This is a genomic window from Algihabitans albus (genome assembly GCF_003572205.1).
Classification (GTDB): Bacteria; Pseudomonadota; Alphaproteobacteria; order Kiloniellales; family DSM-21159; genus Algihabitans; species Algihabitans albus.
In genome coordinates, this window is sequence record NZ_QXNY01000002.1 from 431,776 (window position 1) to 451,252 (window position 19,477).

The window sequence follows — 19,477 nt, forward strand, 5'->3', positions numbered from 1 at the left end:
GTTCACCCAGCCGTCGTCACGATGTACCAGGTGATCAGCGCGACGACCCCGATCAGCATGGCAAAGGCATAGTGGTAGACGTAGCCGCTCTGCAGACGGCTGGCGCGTCGCGCCAGATCGCGCGTCAGCGCGGCGACGCCGTCCGGCCCCACCCCGTCGATCAAGGCGCCGTCTCCAGCCTTCCAGAGACCGTTGCCCAGATACCAGGCGGGACGCACGAAGGCGGCGTCGTAGAGTTCGTCGAAGTACCACTTGCGCAGTGAGAAGAGGTAGAGCGGCCTGAACCGCTGCGCGACGAGGCCCGGCAAGTCCGGCCGCCGCACGTACATCACCCAGGCCAGCGCAATACCGGCAAGGGTCATGACCATCGGCAAGGCCTTCACCCAGAAGGGGACGTGATGCGCCTCCTCGATGATGTCGTTCAGGGCGAAGATGGCGCCGTTCCAGAACGCCTCCCGCCCGTCGCCGACGAAGGGTCCGTAGAACAGCGCGCCGGCGCCGAGCGCCCCGGCCGCAAGGACGTAGAGCGGCCAGATCATCACCCGCGGTGCCTCGTGGGCATGCTCGTAGGTATGAGCGTCGGCCCGTGTCTCGCCGTGGAAGGTCAGGAACAGCAAGCGGAAGGAGTAGAAGGCCGTCATCAGCGCCGCCGCGATGCCGAGCCAGAAGGCGAAGCCGCCGGCACCGCTGTGCGCCGCGTAGGCCGCCTCCAGAACGATGTCCTTGGAATAAAAACCGGCGAAGCCGATTCCCAGCCCGGGAATGCCGAAGCCGACCAGGGCCAAGGTGCCGACCCACATCAGACCGTAGGTCACCGGGATCTTCTTATAGAGCCCGCCCATCTTGAACATGTCCTGTTCATGATGCATGGCATGGATGACCGCGCCGGCGCCCAGGAACAGCAGCGCCTTGAAGAAGGCATGGGTCATCAGGTGGAACATGGCCGCGCCGTAGGCCGACACGCCGGCGGCGAAGAACATGTAGCCGAGCTGCGAGCAAGTCGAATAGGCGATCACCCGCTTGATGTCGGTCTGGGTCAGGCCGACGGTCGCCGCGAAGAAGGCGGTCGCGCCGCCGACGATGGTCACCACCGTGAGCGCGTCGGGGGCGAACTCAAAGACAGGCGACATGCGGCAGACCAGGAACACGCCGGCCGTGACCATGGTGGCCGCGTGGATCAGCGCCGAAACCGGGGTCGGCCCCTCCATGGCATCCGGCAGCCAGGTGTGCAGTCCGAGCTGCGCCGACTTGCCCATCGCGCCGATGAACAGCAGCAGGCAGATCACCGTCAGGGCATGCCATTCGATGCCGAAGGCCGTGACCACCACATCCTGATATTCGGCGGCGCGGCCGAAGATCTGATCGAACTCGACCGATCCGAACAGCAGGAAGATCGCGGCGATGCCGAGGGCATAGGCGATGTCGCCGACGCGATTGACCAGAAAGGCCTTCATGGCGGCGGCATTGGCGCTGGGCCGGTCGTACCAGAAGCCGATCAGCAGGTAGGACGCAAGACCGACCCCTTCCCACCCGAAGAACATCTGCACCAGATTGTCGGCGCTCACCAGCATCAGCATGAAGAAGGTGAAGAGCGACAGATAGGCCATGAAACGCGGGATCGACTTGTCCTCGGCCATGTAGCCGACCGAGTAGAGATGGACGATCGCGGAGACGATGGTCACCACGCAGAACATGATGGCGGTCAGGGTATCGACCCTGAGAGCCCAACTCAGCTCGAACCGGCCGGAGTCGATCCAGGTGAAGAGTTCCGTGGTGCGGGTGTTGCCGCCCAGGGCGACGTCGATAAAGACCGTGATCGACAGCAGGGCGGCGAGAATCAGCAGGCTGCAGGTCACCACCTGTGCGCCGCGGTCGCCGAGCGCACGTCCGAACAGGCCGGCCAGAAGCGCGCCGATCAGCGGCAGGAAGACGATAATGGCGTCGATCATATCGGCCTCAGCCCTTCATCATGTTGATGTCTTCCACCGCGATCGAACCGCGGTTGCGGAAGTACACCACGAGGATGGCGAGACCGATGGCGGCCTCGGCTGCCGCCACAGTCAGAATCAGCATGGCGAAAACCTGGCCGACCAAATCGCCGAGATGCCAGGAGAAGGCGACCAGGTTGATGTTGACGGCCAACAGCATCAGCTCGATCGACATCAGGATGATGATCACGTTCTTGCGGTTCAGGAAGATCCCGAACATGCCGAGCGTGAAGAGGATGGCCGCGACCGTCAGGTAGTGTCCGAGCGTCAGTTCCCACATCGCTCAGATCCCGCTTCCGCTCGGCACGTCCTTGACCTCGACCGCCTCGCTGCGCTGGAGCGCGATCTGACGCGCGATCGACTGGCGCTTGACACCCTCGCGCTGGCGCAGGGTGAGCACGATCGCCCCGATCATCGCGACCAGGAGGATCAGACCGGAGGCCTGAAACAGGTAGACGTAGTCGGTATAGAGAACGCGGCCCAAGGCCTCCGTATTGGTCACCTGCTCGCTGGGCGGGATCGGAACGCGCGCCACCGTCCCGGCCGCTTCCGGGGCGCCGAAGTAGAAGCCGGCGACCATCACCAGTTCGACCATCAGGATCAGACCGATCAGGGCGCCGATCGGCAGGTACTGCAGGAAGCCCTGGCGCAGCTCGGCAATGTTCACGTCGAGCATCATCACGACGAAGAGGAACAGCACGGCGACCGCGCCGACATAGACGACCACCAGGATCATCGCCAGGAACTCGGCACCGATCAGCACGAAGAGGCCCGCCGCATTGAAGAAGGCGAGAATCAAGAACAGCACCGAATGGACCGGGTTGCGCGACGAAATCACCATCACGGCCGAGGCGACCATGATGGCGCTGAACAGATAGAAGCAGAGAACCTGCACGATCATTCGATCTTCCCCGACACCCGATCTTCCGCGCTTCGCCGCGCGCCTGCCGCAATCATAAACCGGCGGCCTCCCCTCGCCGCCCGAACCGCAGCCCTAGGTCCCCAAGCGGCGAGCGTCACTTTTGTTGCGCCGCGGCAACGGCGCCCTCTCATACGCCCTAGCGATAGGGTGCGTCGAGGGCGATGTTCTGTGCGATCTCCTGCTCCCAGCGGTCGCCATTCTCGAGCAGCTTGTCCTTGTTGTAGAACAGCTCCTCGCGCGTCTCGGCCGCAAACTCGAAGTTCGGCCCCTCGACGATGGCGTCGACCGGGCAGGCCTCCTGACAGAGGCCGCAGTAGATGCACTTGGTCATATCGATGTCGTAGCGCGTCGTCCGGCGGCTGCCGTCGGCCCGCGGTTCGGCTTCGATGGTGATGGCCAGGGCCGGGCAGATCGCCTCGCACAGCTTGCAGGCGATGCAACGCTCCTCCCCGTTGGGATAGCGCCGCAGGGCGTGCTCGCCGCGAAAACGGGGACTGAGCGCCCCCTTCTCGTAGGGATAGTTCAGCGTGACCTTGGGGCGGAACATGTAGCGAAAGGTAAGGGCCATACCGCCCAGCAGTTCGCTGAGCAGCAGGCTACGCGCGGTTCGGTCCAGCATCGCCATGGCGATTTCGGCCTCCTTTGAGCCCGGGTTCCGATCAGGCCGGCAGCCAGTCGAAGTAGATCAGTACGCCAGCCGTCAAAATCACCCAGGCCAGGGAAATCGGCAGAAAGACTTTCCAGCCCAGGCGCATCAGTTGGTCGTAGCGGTAGCGCGGAAAGGTCGCGCGTATCCACAGGAAGAAGAAAAGCACCAGCGCCACCTTCGCCGCGAACCAGACCGGTCCGGGAATCCAGGTGAAAGGCGCGATATCCATGATCGGCAGCCAGCCGCCGAGGAAGAAGATCGTCACCATCGCGCTCATCAGAATCATGTTGGCGTATTCGCCGAGGAAGAAGAGCGCGAAGGTCATCGAGGAGTATTCGACGAAGTACCCGGCCACCAGCTCCGACTCGCCTTCCGGCAGATCGAAGGGCGCACGGTTGGTCTCGGCCAAAACCGAGATGAAGAAGATCACGAACATCGGCAGCAGCGGGATCGCGTACCAGAGACCCTGCTGAGCATTGACGATGTCGGTGAGGTTCAACGAACCGGCGCAGAGCACGACGGTTATCAGCACGAAGCCCATCGAGACTTCGTAGGAGACCATCTGCGCCGCCGAGCGCAGAGCGCCGAGGAAAGGATATTTGGAGTTGGAGGCCCAGCCGGCCATGATCACGCCGTAGACGCCGAGCGAGGACACGGCAAAAAGGAACAGCACGCCGACGTTGATGTCGGCGATCGCCCAGCCCTCCGCCACCGGGATCACCGCCCAGGCCATCATCGCCAGGGAAAAGGTAATCATCGGGGCCAGGATGAAGACGATCCGGTTGGCGCCGGCCGGCAGGATCGTCTCCTTGAACAGCAGCTTTACGCCGTCCGCGACGGGCTGCAGCAAGCCGAAGGGGCCGACCACATTGGGACCCCGGCGAAGCTGCATCGCCGCGATGACCTTGCGCTCGGCGTAAGTCAGGTAGGCGACCGCCACCAGCAGCGGCACCAGCACGGCAACGATCTGCGCCACGATGATGGCCGTCGGCAGAAGGTAGCTGTCGAAGAAACCGTTCACGCTGTCCCGTCCTTAAACCCTGCTGCAAACCTCGCCGCCGTCACTGTCCGCCCCTACTCCGCCGCCTGGGACGGCGCTGCGACGAAGGCCTCCGTACAGGCGGCCATGGTTTTGGAGGCGCGGCTGATCGGGCAGGTCATGTAAAAGTTCTCGACCGGCAGGTCAAACGGCGTCGCCTGCAGATCCGTCTTGGCTCCGAAGGCCTCCCAGGCTGCCGGCTCCAAGGTGTCGATCGCCGCGAAGACCGGGTGCAGTTGCACCAGGCGCGCACGCAAATCGCCCAGGCTGTCATAAGGCAGCTTCACGCCGAGTCGCTCGGAAAGAGCGCGCAGAATGGTCCAGTCTTCGCGTGCCTCGCCCGGCGGGAAGGCGGCCAGGCGTCCGAGTTGAACGCGGCCCTCGGTGTTGACGTAGGTCCCGTTCTTCTCGGTGTAGGCGGCGCCCGGCAGAATGACGTCGGCGCGGTGCGCGCCGCGGTCGCCGTGATGCCCCTGATAGATGACGAAGGCTTTGCCGAGCCGCTGCGTATCGATCTCGTCTGCGCCCAGCAACCAGACCGCCTCGATCTCCCCGGAGCCGGCGCCGGCCAGGATGCCTTCGAGATCGCGGCCGCCCTCGCCCGGCAGAAACCCGAGATCGAGGCCGCCGACCCGCGAGGCGGCACGCTGAAGAACATTGTAGCCGTTCCAACGGTCGGGTGCCTTCGCGCCGGCGGCACCGACGGAGTCCGCAAGTTGGCGTGCAAGCGCCACGATGGCCGCCCCGTCCGGTCGCGCCACCGCGCCGGAGCCGAGCACGATCAGGGGCCGTTCGGCCGCCTCGAGAGTCCGGAAAAAGTCGCCCTCGCCCCTGGTCAGCGCCTCCAGGACGTCAGGCCCCTCGCCCAGATGGTCGTAGTCGTAGGTCAGTTCCACGCGCGGACCGATCAGAGCGATCGGCAGGCCGGTCTGAAGAAAGCGCTTGCGGATGCGGGCGTTGACCATCGCCGCTTCCCAACGGGGATTGCTGCCGATCAGCAGGATGGCATCGGCTTGCTCGATCCCGGCGATACCCGTGTTGAAGAGATACTCGGCGCGCGGCCCGCCGCCCAGTTTGGCGCCGTCCTGGCGGCACTCCAGGTTGGGCGAACCCAGCGCGGTCATCAGGTCCTTCAGGGCCAGCATCGATTCGGCATCGCAGAGATCGCCGGCGATGGCCGCGATCTTCTCCCCGGCAAGCCCCTTGAACCGCGCGGCGATGGCCTCGAAAGCCTCCGTCCAACTCGCCGGCTTCAGCTTGCCGTCCGCCGCCCGGACGAAGGGCTTGTCCAGCCGCCGGTAATGCAAACCGTCGACGGCCTGGCGCGTCTTGTCGTTGATCCACTCTTCGTTCACGTCTTCATGCAGACGCGGCAGCACGCGCATCACCTCGCGCCCGCGCGCATCCACCCGGATGTTGGAGCCGACGGCATCCAGGACGTCGACCGACAGCGTCTTGCGCAGCTCCCAGGGTCGGGCCGAGAAGGCGTAGGGCGCGTTGGTCAGCGCACCGACCGGACAGACGTCGACCAGATTGCCGGAGAGTTCGGAGTCGATCGCCTTCTCCAAGGTCGTGATCTCGGCGTGCTCGCCGCGCCCGACCAGCCCGATCTCCTCGACACCGCCGATTTCCGTCGCAAAACGGACGCAGCGGGTGCAATGGATGCAGCGCGTCATGATCGTTTTGATCAGCGGGCCCATGTACTTCTCGGACACCGCGCGCTTGTTCTCGTCATAACGGCTCGAATCGTAGCCGTAGGCCATCGCCTGGTCCTGCAGATCGCACTCGCCGCCCTGATCGCAGATCGGGCAATCGAGCGGATGGTTGATCAGCAGAAACTCCATCACGCCGTTGCGCGCTTTCTTCACCGTCTCGGTGTCTGTGCGGATCACCATCCCGTCGCCGACCGGCATCGCGCAGCTCGCAATCGGCTTCGGTGCGCGCTCCATCTCGACCAGGCACATGCGGCAGTTGCCGGCGACCGAGAGGCGCTCGTGATAGCAGAACCGCGGAATCTCGAAGCCGGCAAGCTCGCAGGCCTGCAGCACGGTAAGGCCGGCCGGAACCTCGATTTCCTTGCCGTTGATGGTCAGCGTTGGCATGAAGAAAAGCTCCTAAACCTCTGCTTTCGGCTGTTCACTCGGCCGCTGCTGCGGGTTGCCTGCTGGCCTTGTAGTCCGCGATCCGGCGCTCCAGCTCGGGCCGGAAGTGGCGGATCAGCCCTTGAATCGGCCAAGCCGCCGCGTCGCCGAGCGCGCAGATCGTGTGCCCCTCGACCTGATAGGACACGTCGAGCAGCAGGTCGATCTCTTCCAACTCGGCCTGGCCGCGCACCATGCGCGTCATAACCCGGAACATCCAGCCGGTCCCCTCGCGGCAGGGCGTACACTGGCCGCAGGACTCATGCATGTAGAAGTGGCTGAAGCGGGCAATCGCCTCGACGATATCCGTCGACTTGTCCATTACGATGACGGCCGCCGTACCGAGACCCGACTTGGCCTCCCGCAGCGAGTCGAAGTCCATCAGGATATCGTCGCAGATCGATTTCGGCAGGCAGGGAACCGAGGATCCGCCCGGCACGACGGCCTGCAGGTTGTCCCAACCGCCATGCACCCCACCGCCGTGCTTTTCGATCAGGTCCTTCAGCGGAATGCCCATCTCCTCTTCGACGTTGCAAGGCGTGTTCACATGCCCTGAGAGCGAGAAGATCTTGGTGCCGGCGTTTTTCGGTCGACCGAGACCGGCGAACCAGGCCGGCCCGCGCCGCAGGATCGTCGGGACGACGGCAATGGTCTCGACGTTGTTGACAGTGGTCGGACAGCCGTAGAGGCCGACGGCGGCCGGAAAGGGCGGTTTCAGGCGCGGCTGACCCTTCTTGCCCTCGAGCGACTCCAGCATCGCGGTCTCTTCACCGCAGATGTAGGCGCCGGCGCCACGGGTCACGAAGACGTCGAAATCCCAGCCGGCGCCGCAAGCGTTCTTCCCCAGCAGACCGGCTTCGCGTGCCTGCAGAACTGCAGCCTCGAGTCTCTGCAGAGGCTCCCAATACTCGCCTCGGATGTAGATATAGGCAGCATTGGCCCCCATCGCGACGCCGGCGATCAGACAGCCCTCGAGAAGCAGGTGCGGATCGCTGCGCAGAATCTCGCGATCCTTGCAGCTTCCCGGCTCCGACTCGTCGGCGTTGACCACCAGGTAATGGGGCCGTCCGTCGTTTTCCTTCGGCATGAAGGACCACTTGAGGCCGGTCGGGAAACCTGCGCCGCCACGGCCGCGCAAGTCCGATTCCTTGACCTGCTCCACGATCTTCTCGCGGCCGCGTTCGATCAGGGCCTTGGTGTTGTCCCAGATACCGCGGGCCTGAGCGCCCTTCAGGCCCCAGTCCAACTCGCCGTAGAGATTGAGGAAAATACGGTCCTTGTCTTGCAGCATGACCTGTCCCTACCCCGCGTCGGCCAGCAGCGTGCGGCGGCTGTCTGCCGGCGGCTCGCTGGAAACCCGACCGCTCTTGGAGCCCGATTCGACCGTCCCGCCTTCGCGGAGGGCGCGGATCACGGCGCGCGCCGTCTCCGGCGTCAGGTCTTCGTGGTAGTCCCGGTCGTTCACCTGAAACATCGGTGCATTGGCGCAAGCGCCGAGACACTCGACCTCGCTGACGGTGAACAGCCCGTCTCCGCTGGTCCCGCCGAACGTCTCGATCCCGGCTTCCTCCAGACAGGCCTTGCCGATCTCATCGGAGCCCCGCAACCAGCAGGAGGTCGTGCGGCAGACCTGGATGTGGTGCCGGCCGAGCGCCCGCTCGTTGATCATCGTAAAGAAGCTGGCGACCTCATGGACGCGGATCGGCGCCATCCCGAGGTAGGCGGCGACGTAGTCGATCTGCTCCTGCCCGATCGAACCGCCGTTCTGATCCTGCGCCAGGTAGAGCAGCCAGAGCACGGCCGAGGCCTGGCGTCCTTCGGGATAGCGCGCGATGTAGGCGTCGGCCTGCGCCTCGTTCTCGGCCGTGAACGCGAATCCGCCGCTGTCCGGCTTGCGGTAGCTGGTTACCTTCATCGATCGACCTCGCCGAAAACGATATCCATGGAGCCGAGGATGGCCACCGAGTCCGCGAGCATATGGCCACGGCAGAGCTCGTCCATGGCGGCGAGATGAGAGAAGCCGGGCGCCCGGATCTTACAGCGGTAAGGCTTGTTGGTCCCGTCCGACACCAGGAAGACCGCGAACTCGCCCTTGGGGGCTTCCACCGCGGTGTAGGTCTCGCCAGGCGGGACGTGATAGCCCTCGGTATAGAGCTTGAAGTGATGGATCAGAGCCTCCATGGAGCGCTTCATATCGGCGCGGTTGGGGGGACTGACCTTGGTGCTTTCGATCATCACCGGACCCGCCGGCATCTTCTCCAGGCACTGCTCGATGATTGCGATCGACTGACGCATCTCCTCGACGCGCACGAGGTAGCGCGCGAAGCAGTCGCCGGTCTTACCTACCGGGATCTGAAAATCCAACTCGTCGTAGACGTCGTAGGGCTGCGCCTTGCGCAGATCCCAGGCGACACCGGAACCGCGCAGCATGGCGCCGGAAAAGCCCCAGTCCAGGGCCTGTTCCGCCGAAACGATGCCGATATCGACCGTCCGCTGACGGAAGATCCGATTATCGGTCAGCAGCTCTTCCAGGTGGTCGATGTGCTTCGGGAAGCGCTCACAGAAGGCCTTGATGTCTCCGGTCAGGCCGGCGGGTAGATCCTGGTGTACCCCGCCCGGCCGGAAGTAGGCCGCATGCAGTCGGGCGCCGCAGACCCGTTCGTAGAACTCCATCACTCGTTCGCGCTCTTCGAAGGCCCAGAGGATGGGAGTCATTGCGCCGACGTCGAGGGCGAAAGTGGCGATGTTGAGAAGATGATTGGCGATCCGGGTAAGCTCGCAGAACATCACACGGACGTACTGCCCGCGCCGGGGTGCCTCGATCCCGAGGAGCTTCTCCGTCGCCAGGGCGAAGGCGTGCTCCTGATTCATCGGGCTGACGTAATCGAGACGGTCGAAGTAGGGAATCGCCTGCAGGTAGGTCTTGTACTCAATCAGCTTCTCGGTGCCGCGATGGAGCAGGCCGACATGCGGGTCCGCGCGTTCGACCACCTCGCCGTCCATCTCCAACACCAGACGCAGCACACCGTGCGCCGCCGGATGCTGTGGGCCGAAGTTGAGGGTCATCGGCTTGATCTGGACATCCGTCGCGGTCATGCCTTGCTCTCCTCGGCTGCGGTGTCCGTTTCGGCCGCCGCCTTCTCGTCGCCCGGAAGAATTCCCTGCATGCCTTCCCAGGGTGACGCGAAGTCGAAGGTGCGGAATTCCTGGGTCAGCTTCACGGGCTCGTAGACGACCCGCTTCTGGTCTTCGTCGTAGCGAACCTCGACGTAGCCGGTCAGCGGGAAGTCCTTGCGCAGAGGATGCCCCTCGAAGCCGTAGTCGGTCAGGATCCGGCGCAGATCCGGATGGTCGCCGAAGAAGATCCCGAAGAGGTCCCAGACCTCGCGTTCCAGCCAAATCGCGGAGTTGAAGACACGAGCCGCGGACGGAATGGTGGTTTCCTCGTCGGCGGCCAGCTTCACGCGGATGCGCTGGTTGTGCTTGAGCGAAAGCAGGTTGTAGACGACCTCGAAGCGCTGTTGCCGGTCGGGATAGTCGACGGCGGTGACGTCCAATAGCTGCTTGAACAGAAGATTCTGGTCGTCGCGCAACTGCATCAGCAGGTCCAGCAACCGTTCCGGCTGGGTCCAGACGATCAGCTCGCCACGAATGGACTCTGTATCCGTGACGCTCTCACCGACAGCCATGGAGACGTAGTCGGCGACATCCTGAAGCGCCGGCGGGAGCGCTGCGGTCATTATCTCTCCTTTGACCTTCGGAGGCCGTTTGCGTGCCCGCCTATCGGGCGATCGCCGCCTCACGCTTGATCTTCTTCTGCAACTGCAGGACGCCGTAAAGCAGCGCTTCGGCGGTCGGCGGACAGCCAGGGACGTAAACATCCACCGGCACGATGCGGTCGCAGCCCCGCACCACCGAGTAGCTGTAGTGGTAGTAGCCGCCGCCGTTGGCGCAGGAGCCCATGGAGATGACCCAGCGCGGCTCCGGCATCTGGTCGTACACCTTACGCAAGGCGGGGGCCATCTTGTTGCAGAGCGTGCCGGCGACGATCATCACGTCCGACTGGCGCGGACTCGGCCGGAAAACCGCGCCGAAGCGATCCAGATCGTAGCGGCTGCAGGCCGTGTGCATCATCTCGACGGCGCAACAGGCCAAACCGAAACTCATTGGCCAGAGCGATCCGGACTGAGCCCAGGCGGCGAGCTTGTCCAGATTGGCGACGAGAAAGCCTTTGTCCTGCAGGTCGTCGGTCGCCTGCTTCAGAACCAGATCCTGCTCGAAGCCGCGCGGAAGCGGTTGGTCGACACCGATCACTCCCATTCCAACGCTCCCTTTTTCCATTCGTAGAGAAATCCGACGGTCAGCAGGCCCAGGAACACAACCATCGACCAGAAGCCGAACAGTCCGATCTCCCCAAGAGAGATAGCCCAGGGAAACAGGAAGGCGACTTCGAGGTCGAAAATGATGAAGAGGATGGCGACGAGGTAGAAGCGCACATCGAACTTGCTGCGCGCATCGTCGAAGGCCTCGAATCCGCATTCGTAGGCGGAGACCTTCTCGCTGTCCGGCCTCTGGCGCGCCACGATGTAGGAGGCCAGGACCATGATCGCGGCCAAACCCAGCGCAATCCCGATAAACAGCAGGATCGGCAGATATTCGATCAGCAGGTCTTCCATTGATCTCTCACCGCTGACGACGCTCGTCGTCGAGCCTGTTGGGATCGCTTTGCACCTGTATTCCGCTGCTAGTGGCCGGCGGCCGGCAGCCCTGGAGAAGCGATCTTGTTTGAGGGCGCAATATAGAGACGCCGCAGGCTTAGGAAAAGGACGCAATGTCGCAGCGCGGCATCAGAGCAAGTGCCTTTGATAGAAGGATTCTTCCCGACTCGACGGAGGAGTTGATCACGCTGCCGTTAAAGACTCGATAAAGCGGTCCGCGCAAGGCGGCGAAGGACTGCGTCGAGCCGTCGTCGGCCGACCTTGGCCCGGTCGGCCGCCGGCCAGAAAAAAGACCGCTGGAATCGCGGCCTTTTTCGCTCTCAGGTCTTGCTCGAACCAACGTGGCGGGAGTGACGGGACTTGAACCCGCGGCCTCTGGCGTGACAGGCCAGCGCTCTAACCAACTGAGCTACACCCCCAGGCGTTGGAGGCCGGGTATTTACGCTGCGCCCCCAAGGCTGTCAAGGCGGTCCTGTCCGAGGTTTACTGCAGAACCAGCAGCAAGGTCGGTGCCATGGCTAAGGTCATGAGCGTCGAGACGATCACGCCGCCGGCCACATCTCCCGACGCCCGCCCGAAGCGCTCGGCGAAGAGATAGCTGTAAACCGCGATCGGCATGGCGCATTGCAGCACCAGCGCACCGCTCGCCACCGGCCCGAGCTCGAAGGCCCAGGCAACCGCACCGCCGCTCGCCGCGCCGATAGAGATGCGAAGCACGCTCAAGAGAGTCGCCCGGCCGAGTCGGCGCAGCGGCAGGCGCGCCAGGGAAACCCCGAGGGCCAGCAGCATCAGCGGAATCGTCAGGTTGCCCAGAAGCTCTACCGCGCGCCCTACGACGAGCGGCAACCGCAGATCGAGCACGACCAGGAGAATACCCACCGCGAGGGCCGGCAGAATCGGCAAGGTCAGCAACTCGCGCGGCTTGAAGGCGCCGCGCGACACGCTGATGCCGACCGTGAAGTGTCCGACCGCCGAGAAAGCGAAGACCACGATGGCGAAGGCCAGACCCTCGGGCCCGAAGGCGAACAGCACCAGGGGCAGACCCATGTTTCCCGTATTGGGAAAGGTGAGCGCCGGCAGAAAATCGCGTGGATCCAGACGCAGGAGGCGCAACGCCGCCCAAGCGAGAAGTCCCATCGCGACGAAGGCCGTAAGACTCGCCAGCGCGATCTGAGCGAAGGCCTCCGGTTCGGGACGCACCTTGTCGAAGGTCGCGACCAGCAGGCAGGGCGTACCGATGTACATGACCAACTGGGTGACGAAGGCGTTGTCGAAGGCCAGACGTGAACGCGCCCAGGCAAAGCCGGCCGCGATGCAGAGGAAGACGGGCAGAACGATATCGAGGAGTTGCACCAGGATCATGGGAGAGTCTCTTAGGCGAAGCGTGGAACCGTGACCAGCGCAGGCGGCACAGATCTGTTGCGTCCGCTACGCTTGTGGCCGTGCCGGTTGCGGGGGTTCAATCCAGCCTCACCATCCGTTGTTCCTGTCGTCTGAGGAGAGACACGCCCGTGTTCATCGAGCCGAACCAGCACAAGGCCCACGGGCTGCCCTACAACCCCTTCAAGGCCTTGGTCGCGCCGCGGCCGATCGCCTGGGTGAGCAGCCTTTCGGCCGAGGGGGTCGTGAACGTCGCGCCCTACAGCTTCTACAACGCCGTCGCCGACCAGCCGCCGATCGTATTCTTTGCGCCGACAGGTCCCAGCCGGGAGGACGGCGTCAAAGACTCCCAACGCAACGCGGAGGAAACGGGAGAATTCGTCGTCAACGTTCCGACCTGGGATCTTCGCGACAAGATGAACGAGACCTCGGCCCCTCTGCCCGCCGACATCAGCGAGGCCGAGGTGGCCGGACTGAAGATGGCTCCCTGCGAACGGGTAAAGCCGCCACGCTTGGCCGACGCCCCTGTCTCTCTGGAGTGTCGCTATCTGCAGACGGTCGAGTTTCCGGCTGAAGGAGCCATGCGAGGCAACTTCGTCGTCTTCGGGCAGGTTGTCGGCATTCATCTTCCCGACTGGGCGATCACCGAAGATGGCCTCGTCGATCCGACGCGCTACAAACCGATCGCGCGCCTCGGCTACATGGACTACACGGTCGTGGAACGGCTCTTCTCGATCGAACGACCGAAGGACGCACAGAAGCCCTAGATGCCGGTAGCCGACGTCGGGTGCGGCGGCGCGATCTGGTGGGCGGTGACAGGTTCGAACTGCCGACCTTCCGGGTGTAAACCGGATGCTCTTCCAGCTGAGCTAACCGCCCGCCGATCGCGTCTACTATAGCCGCGAGAGATGGAGGCGCGACTGAAACCTGATCGCCGAAGCCATCAGTCTCGGGTCACGTCAGCCTCGGCTCGCCGCCCAGAGAGACAGCCAAACAGAGAGAAAACCAAAAAAAAGCGGCGAGCCGCCTGATGCGAAACTCGCCGCTGTCGTCCCGTCTACTTCGGCGCTGCAAACCCTGGGCGACCCGTCCACGAAGCCGCGCGCCGAACGGACCGAGTCTCGCTTTAGTTCACGGAGTCTTTGAGGCCTTTGCCGGCCTTGAACTTCACCTGCTTCGACGCAGGAATTTTGATCTTCTCGCCGGTGCGGGGGTTGCGACCCTCGCTGGCCGCGCGCTGCGCAACAGAAAAGTTGCCGAAGCCCATCAGGCGGACTTCGTCGCCTGTTTTAAGAGCACCGGTAATGGAATCGAAAACGGCGTTCACCGCCTTCTCGCTATCGGCCTTGGACAGACCGGCATCGTCAGCAACAGCAGCAATGAGTTCGTTCTTGTTCACGCTGAACCCCCCTCAGTGTTCTGGAAAGCTCTCTTCTCGAACGGGTCGTTCGTGAGGCAGCGACAATAAACACGGGCTGTTTCGGGCGTCAATGTGGAAAGGCCCCAGAATACTAGGAATCGAGCGGTTTTTCGGGTGTTTTGGAGGGCAAAAATTCGCCTGTGGAGGTCTTGGCGCCGTAGAGGACCATAAATCGCCCGCGACTCGGGCGACGCAGCGAATCGGCGCCAAAACCGCAAGAGGCTGCCGAAGCAGCCCCTTGCAAAACAATCAGTTACCTGACAGCACGACTAATGGGTGAGCACCGCATCGCGATCATCGCCGTCGCCTTGCTTGCGCAAGGGCTCCTCGTCTTTCTCGTCCCATTCGATCGGAGCCGGCTTTTCGGTCAAAGCCGCTTCGAGGACTTGATCGATCACGGTACAGGGAATGATTTCGAGTTTCGTCTTCACATTATCGGGGATGTCAGCCAGGTCCTTCTCGTTCTCGCCCGGTATCAGGACCGTCTTGATATTGCCGCGCAGGGCCGCAAGGAGTTTCTCCTTGAGACCGCCGATCGGCAAGACCCGGCCCCGCAAGGTGATCTCGCCCGTCATGGCCAAGTCCGAGCGGACCGGAATACCGGAGAGGACAGAGACGATGGCCGTGACCATGGCCACACCGGCCGATGGACCGTCCTTCGGCGTCGCTCCCTCCGGTACGTGAACGTGGATGTCCTTGCGCTCGAAGATCGTCGGCTTGATGCCGTACTCGGGCGCCCGGCTCTTCACGAGAGACTCGGCGGCCTGAATCGACTCCTTCATGACATCGCCCAAGGTGCCGGTCGTCACGACACGACCCTTGCCGCGTACGGTGACCGCCTCGATCGACAGCAGTTCGCCGCCAACTTCCGTCCAGGCGAGACCGGTGGAGACACCGACCGCATTTTCCGTCTCGGCCTCGCCGTACCGGTAGCGCCGAACGCCGGCGTACTTGTCGAGCGTTTCCGGCGTGACCTCGACCGAACTCACCTCCGCCTCCATCGCGATTTCCTTCACGGCCTTCCGGATCAGTCCCGTAAGTTCGCGCTCCAGATTTCGCACCCCGGCTTCCCGGGTGTAGTAGCGGATGACATCCCGGAGGGCGTCGTCGGTGATCGACCATTCGCCGTCCTTGAGGCCGTGGCTTTCGACCACCTTCGGCAACAGATGCCGCTTGGCGATCTCCACCTTCTCATCCTCGGTATAACCGGGGATTCGAATCACCTCCATCCGGTCCAGCAGCGGCTGCGGCATGCGCAGCGTGTTGGCCGTCGTGACGAACATCACGTCCGAAAGGTCGTAATCGACTTCCAGATAGTGATCCTGGAACGTCCCGTTCTGTTCAGGATCCAGCACTTCGAGCAAGGCCGAAGACGGATCGCCCCGCCAGTCGGCGCCGAGCTTGTCGATCTCGTCGAGCAGGAAGAGAGGATTGGAGGTCTTGGCCTTCTTCATCCCCTGGATCACCTTGCCCGGCATCGAACCGATATAGGTGCGCCGGTGCCCGCGGACTTCCGCCTCGTCGCGCACGCCGCCCAAGGACATGCGGACGAAGTTGCGGCCGGTCGACTTGGCGATCGACTTTCCGAGCGATGTCTTGCCGACACCCGGCGGTCCGACGAGACAGAGGATCGGGCCCTTCACCTTCGCCATGCGCTGCTGAACGGCGAGATACTCGACGATGCGGTCCTTCACCTTTTCCAGACCGTAGTGATCCCGGTCCAGAATCTCCTGCGCCAGGCGCAGGTCCTTCTTGACCTTGCTGCGCTTCTTCCAGGGAATCGACAGCATCCAGTCGAGGTAGTTTCGCACCACCGTCGCTTCGGCCGACATGGGGCTCATGGAACGGAGCTTCTTGATCTCGGCCAGCGCCTTCTCGCGCGCTTCTTTCGTCAGTTTGGTCTTGCCGATCTTCTCTTCGATCTCGGCGATCTCGTCCTTGCCGTCCTCGCTCTCGCCGAGTTCTTTCTGAATCGCCTTCAATTGCTCATTCAGGTAGTATTCGCGCTGCGTCTTCTCCATCTGGCGCTTAACGCGGTTGCGGATTCGCTTCTCCACCTGCAGAACGCCGATCTCCGACTCCATGAAGCCGTAGACCTTCTCCAGACGCTCGGTGACCGTCCCGGCCTCCAGAAGCTCCTGCTTCTCGGGGATCTTCAGGGTGAGATGGCTCGCGATGGTGTCGGCCAGCTTGCTGGGTTCGTCGATCTGATTGATCGAAACCAGCACCTCGGGCGGAATCTTCTTGTTCAGCTTGATGTACTGCTCGAACTGGGACACCACCGTCCGTCCCAGCGCATCGAGTTCGCGCTCGTCGCCACGGTCGTCTTCCAGAACCTCCGCGTAAGCCTGAAAGAACTCCTCGTTGTCGCCGAAGCGGGCGATACGGGCGCGCTGCCCACCCTCGACCAACACCTTGACGGTGCCGTCGGGGAGTTTCAAAAGCTGCAGCACGGTGCCCACCGTTCCGACCTGATAGATGTCGGACGGACTGGGGTCGTCCTGCGCAGCGTTCTTCTGAGTGACGAGCAGGATCTGCTTGTCGTCCTTCATCACGTCTTCGAGCGCCTTGACCGACTTCTCGCGCCCGACGAAGAGCGGCACGATCATGTGCGGGAAGACGACGATGTCGCGCAGGGGCAGGACGGGATAGAGGTTGCCTTGGGCAAGCTCGAGCATGTGACCTCGCGAATGTTGCGGACGGCCCCAATTCGGGCACCGTCTGGTGGCGACCGGCTCCCAGTTAGCGAGCGGCGATGCCGGCCGATCGGTTCACTCGATAAAGTGTCCGCGGAAAGGCGCCGTTTCAAGACCGCGCTCAGTCCCAATCCGACAAGACGACCCTATTGATAGTGCGATAAAGGCCGCGTGCCCCAATACCTTGTAGGCTTCGCCGCCGTTTTGCGAAGCGAAGCCAGCCGCAGACCTAGGCGCCGGTGCCGCTGGCGTCCTCGCGCCGGTCGGCATAGATCTGAAGCGGCGACGCGCGGCCTTCCGCCACGTCGCGGTTGATCACCACTTCTTCGACCCCTTCATATCCGGGCAGATCGAACATGGAGTCGAGCAGGATGCCCTCCATGATCGAGCGCAGACCGCGTGCGCCGGTCTTGCGAGCGATCGCCTTGTTGGCCACGGCGCGCAACGCGTCGTCCGTGAACTTGAGATGGACATTCTCCATCTCGAACAAGCGCTCGTACTGCTTGACCAAGGCGTTCTTCGGCGTGGTGAGGATCTCGACGAGAGCGTCCTCGTCCAGGTCTTCCAAGGTAGCGACGACCGGCAAACGGCCGACGAACTCAGGAATCAGACCGAACTTCAACAGATCCTCGGGCTCCACCTCACGGAGGATCGCGCCGGTGGAGCGCTCGTCCGGACCGCGCACGTCGGCACCGAAGCCGATCGCGGAGCCCTTGCCGCGCTGTGCGATGATCCGATCCAAACCGGCGAAGGCGCCGCCGCAGATGAACAGGATGTTGGTGGTATCGACCTGCAGGAACTCTTGCTGGGGATGCTTGCGCCCGCCCTGAGGAGGAACCGAGGCGACCGTGCCCTCCATGATCTTCAACAGAGCCTGCTGCACACCCTCGCCCGAGACGTCGCGCGTGATCGAGGGGTTGTCGGACTTCCGGCTGATCTTGTCGACTTCGTCGATATAGACGATCCCGCGCTGTGCACGCTCGACATTGTAGTCGGCAGACTGCAGCAGCTTCAGGATGATATTTTCCACGTCCTCGCCGACATAGCCAGCCTCGGTCAGCGTGGTCGCGTCGGCCATCGTGAAGGGTACGTCGAGAATGCGGGCAAGGGTCTGCGCCAGCAGGGTCTTGCCGCAGCCCGTCGGGCCCACCAGCAAAATATTCGACTTCGCCAGCTCGACTTCGTTGCCCTTCGAGCCGTGCCCAAGTCGCTTGTAGTGATTGTGGACCGCGACCGAGAGCACGCGCTTGGCATGCTGCTGGCCGATCACGTAGTCATCCAGCACCCCGCAGATGTCGCGTGGCGTCGGCACGCCTTCGCGCGACTTCACAAGCGTCGTCTTGTGCTCCTCGCGGATGATGTCCATGCAGAGTTCGACGCATTCATCGCAGATGAACACGGTTGGCCCGGCAATGAGCTTCCGCACCTCATGCTGGCTCTTGCCGCAGAAGGAGCAGTACAGGGTGTTCTTCGAATCGGAGCCGCTCGACTTGCTCATGATGCTCGCTTACGCGTCCTTGGTTCCGCGTCGATCATGTTAGACAGACGCGCCGTGGGGGCACAACGTCAAACTGCCGCCTCAATGGCAAGACGATGACAGTCTCCAACTGACGTGGGGCATAAGTTCCGACCAGCCAAGGGTCTCACTGAAACAGAAGCTGCAGTTTGACGCCATGGCCTTGCGCAAGGGTTAAAATCGCCGCAGGACCGTCGTGGTCAGGCGATTGCTCAGCCATCGCCGTTGCCGTTGTTGTCCTTCGCCAGGTTTTCCAGGGCTGAGGGGCGCTTGTTCACAACCTCGTCAATCAGTCCGAAGTCCTTGGCTTCCTGCGGCGTCATGAAGCGGTCGCGCTCCATGGCATCCTCGATCACGCTGATCTCCTGACCGGTGTGGTGAACGTAGATCTCGTTCAACCGCTGGCGCGTCGCCAGAATCTCGCGGGCATGGATCTCGATATCCGTGGCCTGCCCCTGGAAGCCGCCGGAGGGCTGATGAACCATGATCTTCGAGTTGGGCAGGGCGAAACGCTTGCCCGCCGTGCCGGCGCAAAGCAGCAGAGAGCCGGCCGATGCCGCCTGCCCCATGCAGACAGTCGAAACTTCCGGGCGGATATATTGCATGGTGTCGTACATCGCCAGACCGGAGGTGACCACGCCGCCGGGCGAATTGACGTAAATGGCCACATCCTTCTTCGGATTCTCGGACTCCAGATGCAGGAGCTGAGCGCAAACCAAGCTGGCCACCACGTCGTGAATCGGACCGGTGACGAAGATGATCCGCTCCTTCAACAGCCGCGAGTAGATGTCGTACGCGCGCTCACCGCGGTTGGTCTGCTCGACCACCATCGGCACCAGGGTATTCATATAGAGATCGAGAGGATCGCGTTCGCCCATGGTCGCTCCTGCCTCGCCCCTACCGGCCGTTTAGGCCCGATCAGGCGCGTGATGTCTTCGCTTCGGGAGATGCGGGGCGACGGCGACTCCACTGCCCCGCCCCGCTTCGGAACCCGCGATATAGGCCAGT

The 19,477-nt window shown here is 63.2% G+C and carries 18 protein-coding genes and 2 tRNA genes; 1 reads left to right on the plus strand and 19 read right to left on the minus strand.

Features of this window, described 5'->3' with window-relative positions:
* Positions 1 to 2: 2 nt before the first annotated feature.
* The 14 genes from nuoL to DBZ32_RS03685 form a co-directional block, all read right to left on the minus strand.
* Positions 3 to 1,949, minus strand: a complete 1,947-nt coding sequence (nuoL, locus tag DBZ32_RS03620) for an NADH-quinone oxidoreductase subunit L (protein ID WP_119165736.1) — start codon at positions 1,947 to 1,949, stop codon at positions 3 to 5.
* 7 nt (positions 1,950 to 1,956) lie between these two features.
* A complete protein-coding gene (gene nuoK / locus DBZ32_RS03625) occupies positions 1,957 to 2,268 on the minus strand; it encodes an NADH-quinone oxidoreductase subunit NuoK (protein WP_119165737.1) in 312 nt (103 codons plus the stop codon).
* A gap of 3 nt (positions 2,269 to 2,271) precedes the next feature.
* Positions 2,272 to 2,889: an NADH-quinone oxidoreductase subunit J gene (locus tag DBZ32_RS03630; RefSeq protein WP_119165738.1), complete on the minus strand. Its 618-nt coding sequence runs from the start codon at positions 2,887 to 2,889 to the stop codon at positions 2,272 to 2,274.
* Between the two features lie 157 nt (positions 2,890 to 3,046).
* Positions 3,047 to 3,535, minus strand: a complete 489-nt coding sequence (gene nuoI, locus DBZ32_RS03635) for an NADH-quinone oxidoreductase subunit NuoI (protein ID WP_119165739.1) — start codon at positions 3,533 to 3,535, stop codon at positions 3,047 to 3,049.
* Between the two features lie 34 nt (positions 3,536 to 3,569).
* Entirely contained in the window at positions 3,570 to 4,580 is a 1,011-nt protein-coding gene (gene nuoH, locus DBZ32_RS03640; protein ID WP_119165740.1) for an NADH-quinone oxidoreductase subunit NuoH, read from the minus strand.
* Between the two features lie 53 nt (positions 4,581 to 4,633).
* The gene (gene nuoG, locus DBZ32_RS03645) at positions 4,634 to 6,700 is read right to left on the minus strand and encodes an NADH-quinone oxidoreductase subunit NuoG (protein WP_119165741.1); all 2,067 of its coding nucleotides are present in this window, start codon (positions 6,698 to 6,700) and stop codon (positions 4,634 to 4,636) included.
* Positions 6,701 to 6,734: 34 nt separating this feature from the next.
* Positions 6,735 to 8,030 carry an NADH-quinone oxidoreductase subunit NuoF gene (nuoF, locus tag DBZ32_RS03650; protein ID WP_119165742.1) on the minus strand — a complete coding sequence of 432 codons (1,296 nt, stop codon included), beginning with the start codon at positions 8,028 to 8,030 and terminating at the stop codon, positions 6,735 to 6,737.
* A gap of 9 nt (positions 8,031 to 8,039) precedes the next feature.
* The gene (locus DBZ32_RS03655; RefSeq protein WP_119165743.1) at positions 8,040 to 8,654 is read right to left on the minus strand and encodes an NADH-quinone oxidoreductase subunit NuoE family protein; all 615 of its coding nucleotides are present in this window, start codon (positions 8,652 to 8,654) and stop codon (positions 8,040 to 8,042) included.
* Positions 8,651 to 9,835: an NADH-quinone oxidoreductase subunit D gene (locus DBZ32_RS03660; protein WP_119165744.1), complete on the minus strand. Its 1,185-nt coding sequence runs from the start codon at positions 9,833 to 9,835 to the stop codon at positions 8,651 to 8,653. The genes DBZ32_RS03655 and DBZ32_RS03660 overlap by 4 nt, the downstream gene beginning before the upstream one ends.
* Entirely contained in the window at positions 9,832 to 10,479 is a 648-nt protein-coding gene (locus DBZ32_RS03665; protein ID WP_119165745.1) for an NADH-quinone oxidoreductase subunit C, read from the minus strand. The genes DBZ32_RS03660 and DBZ32_RS03665 overlap by 4 nt, the downstream gene beginning before the upstream one ends.
* Positions 10,480 to 10,519: 40 nt before the next feature.
* On the minus strand, positions 10,520 to 11,059 hold the full coding sequence (locus DBZ32_RS03670) for a NuoB/complex I 20 kDa subunit family protein (RefSeq protein WP_119165746.1): 540 nt from the start codon (positions 11,057 to 11,059) through the stop codon (positions 10,520 to 10,522).
* Positions 11,050 to 11,415, minus strand: a complete 366-nt coding sequence (locus tag DBZ32_RS03675; protein ID WP_119165747.1) for an NADH-quinone oxidoreductase subunit A — start codon at positions 11,413 to 11,415, stop codon at positions 11,050 to 11,052. Before DBZ32_RS03675 ends, DBZ32_RS03670 begins: the two co-directional genes overlap by 10 nt.
* Positions 11,416 to 11,799: 384 nt before the next feature.
* A tRNA-Asp gene (locus tag DBZ32_RS03680) sits at positions 11,800 to 11,876 on the minus strand.
* Positions 11,877 to 11,940: 64 nt separating this feature from the next.
* Positions 11,941 to 12,819 (minus strand): AEC family transporter, encoded by an 879-nt coding sequence (locus DBZ32_RS03685; RefSeq protein WP_119165748.1) that lies wholly within the window; start codon positions 12,817 to 12,819, stop codon positions 11,941 to 11,943.
* A 149-nt stretch (positions 12,820 to 12,968) separates the two neighbouring features.
* On the opposite strand from DBZ32_RS03685, the gene DBZ32_RS03690 reads away from it, so the two are divergent.
* On the plus strand, positions 12,969 to 13,604 hold the full coding sequence (locus DBZ32_RS03690) for a flavin reductase family protein (protein WP_119165749.1): 636 nt from the start codon (positions 12,969 to 12,971) through the stop codon (positions 13,602 to 13,604).
* Between the two features lie 36 nt (positions 13,605 to 13,640).
* Here DBZ32_RS03690 and DBZ32_RS03695 read toward each other — a convergent pair.
* The 5 genes from DBZ32_RS03695 to DBZ32_RS03715 form a co-directional block, all read right to left on the minus strand.
* Positions 13,641 to 13,716 (minus strand) — tRNA-Val (locus tag DBZ32_RS03695).
* A 247-nt stretch (positions 13,717 to 13,963) separates the two neighbouring features.
* The gene (locus tag DBZ32_RS03700) at positions 13,964 to 14,236 is read right to left on the minus strand and encodes an HU family DNA-binding protein (protein WP_119165750.1); all 273 of its coding nucleotides are present in this window, start codon (positions 14,234 to 14,236) and stop codon (positions 13,964 to 13,966) included.
* Between the two features lie 290 nt (positions 14,237 to 14,526).
* On the minus strand, positions 14,527 to 16,935 hold the full coding sequence (lon, locus tag DBZ32_RS03705; RefSeq protein ID WP_119165751.1) for an endopeptidase La: 2,409 nt from the start codon (positions 16,933 to 16,935) through the stop codon (positions 14,527 to 14,529).
* A gap of 247 nt (positions 16,936 to 17,182) precedes the next feature.
* Positions 17,183 to 18,451 (minus strand): ATP-dependent Clp protease ATP-binding subunit ClpX, encoded by a 1,269-nt coding sequence (gene clpX / locus DBZ32_RS03710; RefSeq protein WP_119165752.1) that lies wholly within the window; start codon positions 18,449 to 18,451, stop codon positions 17,183 to 17,185.
* Positions 18,452 to 18,681: 230 nt separating this feature from the next.
* Entirely contained in the window at positions 18,682 to 19,347 is a 666-nt protein-coding gene (locus DBZ32_RS03715) for an ATP-dependent Clp protease proteolytic subunit (RefSeq protein ID WP_119165753.1), read from the minus strand.
* Between the last annotated feature and the right edge of the window lie 130 nt (positions 19,348 to 19,477).

Coding starts and splice junctions, on each gene's coding strand:
- nuoL (WP_119165736.1), bottom strand. CDS start 1,949: ATGATCGACGCCATTATCGTCTTCCTGCCGCTGATCGGCGCGCTTCTG.
- nuoK (WP_119165737.1), bottom strand. CDS start 2,268: ATGTGGGAACTGACGCTCGGACACTACCTGACGGTCGCGGCCATCCTC.
- DBZ32_RS03630 (WP_119165738.1), bottom strand. CDS start 2,889: ATGATCGTGCAGGTTCTCTGCTTCTATCTGTTCAGCGCCATCATGGTC.
- nuoI (WP_119165739.1), bottom strand. CDS start 3,535: ATGGCGATGCTGGACCGAACCGCGCGTAGCCTGCTGCTCAGCGAACTG.
- nuoG (WP_119165741.1), bottom strand. CDS start 6,700: ATGCCAACGCTGACCATCAACGGCAAGGAAATCGAGGTTCCGGCCGGC.
- nuoF (WP_119165742.1), bottom strand. CDS start 8,030: ATGCTGCAAGACAAGGACCGTATTTTCCTCAATCTCTACGGCGAGTTG.
- DBZ32_RS03655 (WP_119165743.1), bottom strand. CDS start 8,654: ATGAAGGTAACCAGCTACCGCAAGCCGGACAGCGGCGGATTCGCGTTC.
- DBZ32_RS03660 (WP_119165744.1), bottom strand. CDS start 9,835: ATGACCGCGACGGATGTCCAGATCAAGCCGATGACCCTCAACTTCGGC.
- DBZ32_RS03665 (WP_119165745.1), bottom strand. CDS start 10,479: ATGACCGCAGCGCTCCCGCCGGCGCTTCAGGATGTCGCCGACTACGTC.
- DBZ32_RS03670 (WP_119165746.1), bottom strand. CDS start 11,059: ATGGGAGTGATCGGTGTCGACCAACCGCTTCCGCGCGGCTTCGAGCAG.
- DBZ32_RS03675 (WP_119165747.1), bottom strand. CDS start 11,415: ATGGAAGACCTGCTGATCGAATATCTGCCGATCCTGCTGTTTATCGGG.
- DBZ32_RS03685 (WP_119165748.1), bottom strand. CDS start 12,819: ATGATCCTGGTGCAACTCCTCGATATCGTTCTGCCCGTCTTCCTCTGC.
- lon (WP_119165751.1), bottom strand. CDS start 16,935: ATGCTCGAGCTTGCCCAAGGCAACCTCTATCCCGTCCTGCCCCTGCGC.
- clpX (WP_119165752.1), bottom strand. CDS start 18,451: ATGAGCAAGTCGAGCGGCTCCGATTCGAAGAACACCCTGTACTGCTCC.
- DBZ32_RS03715 (WP_119165753.1), bottom strand. CDS start 19,347: ATGGGCGAACGCGATCCTCTCGATCTCTATATGAATACCCTGGTGCCG.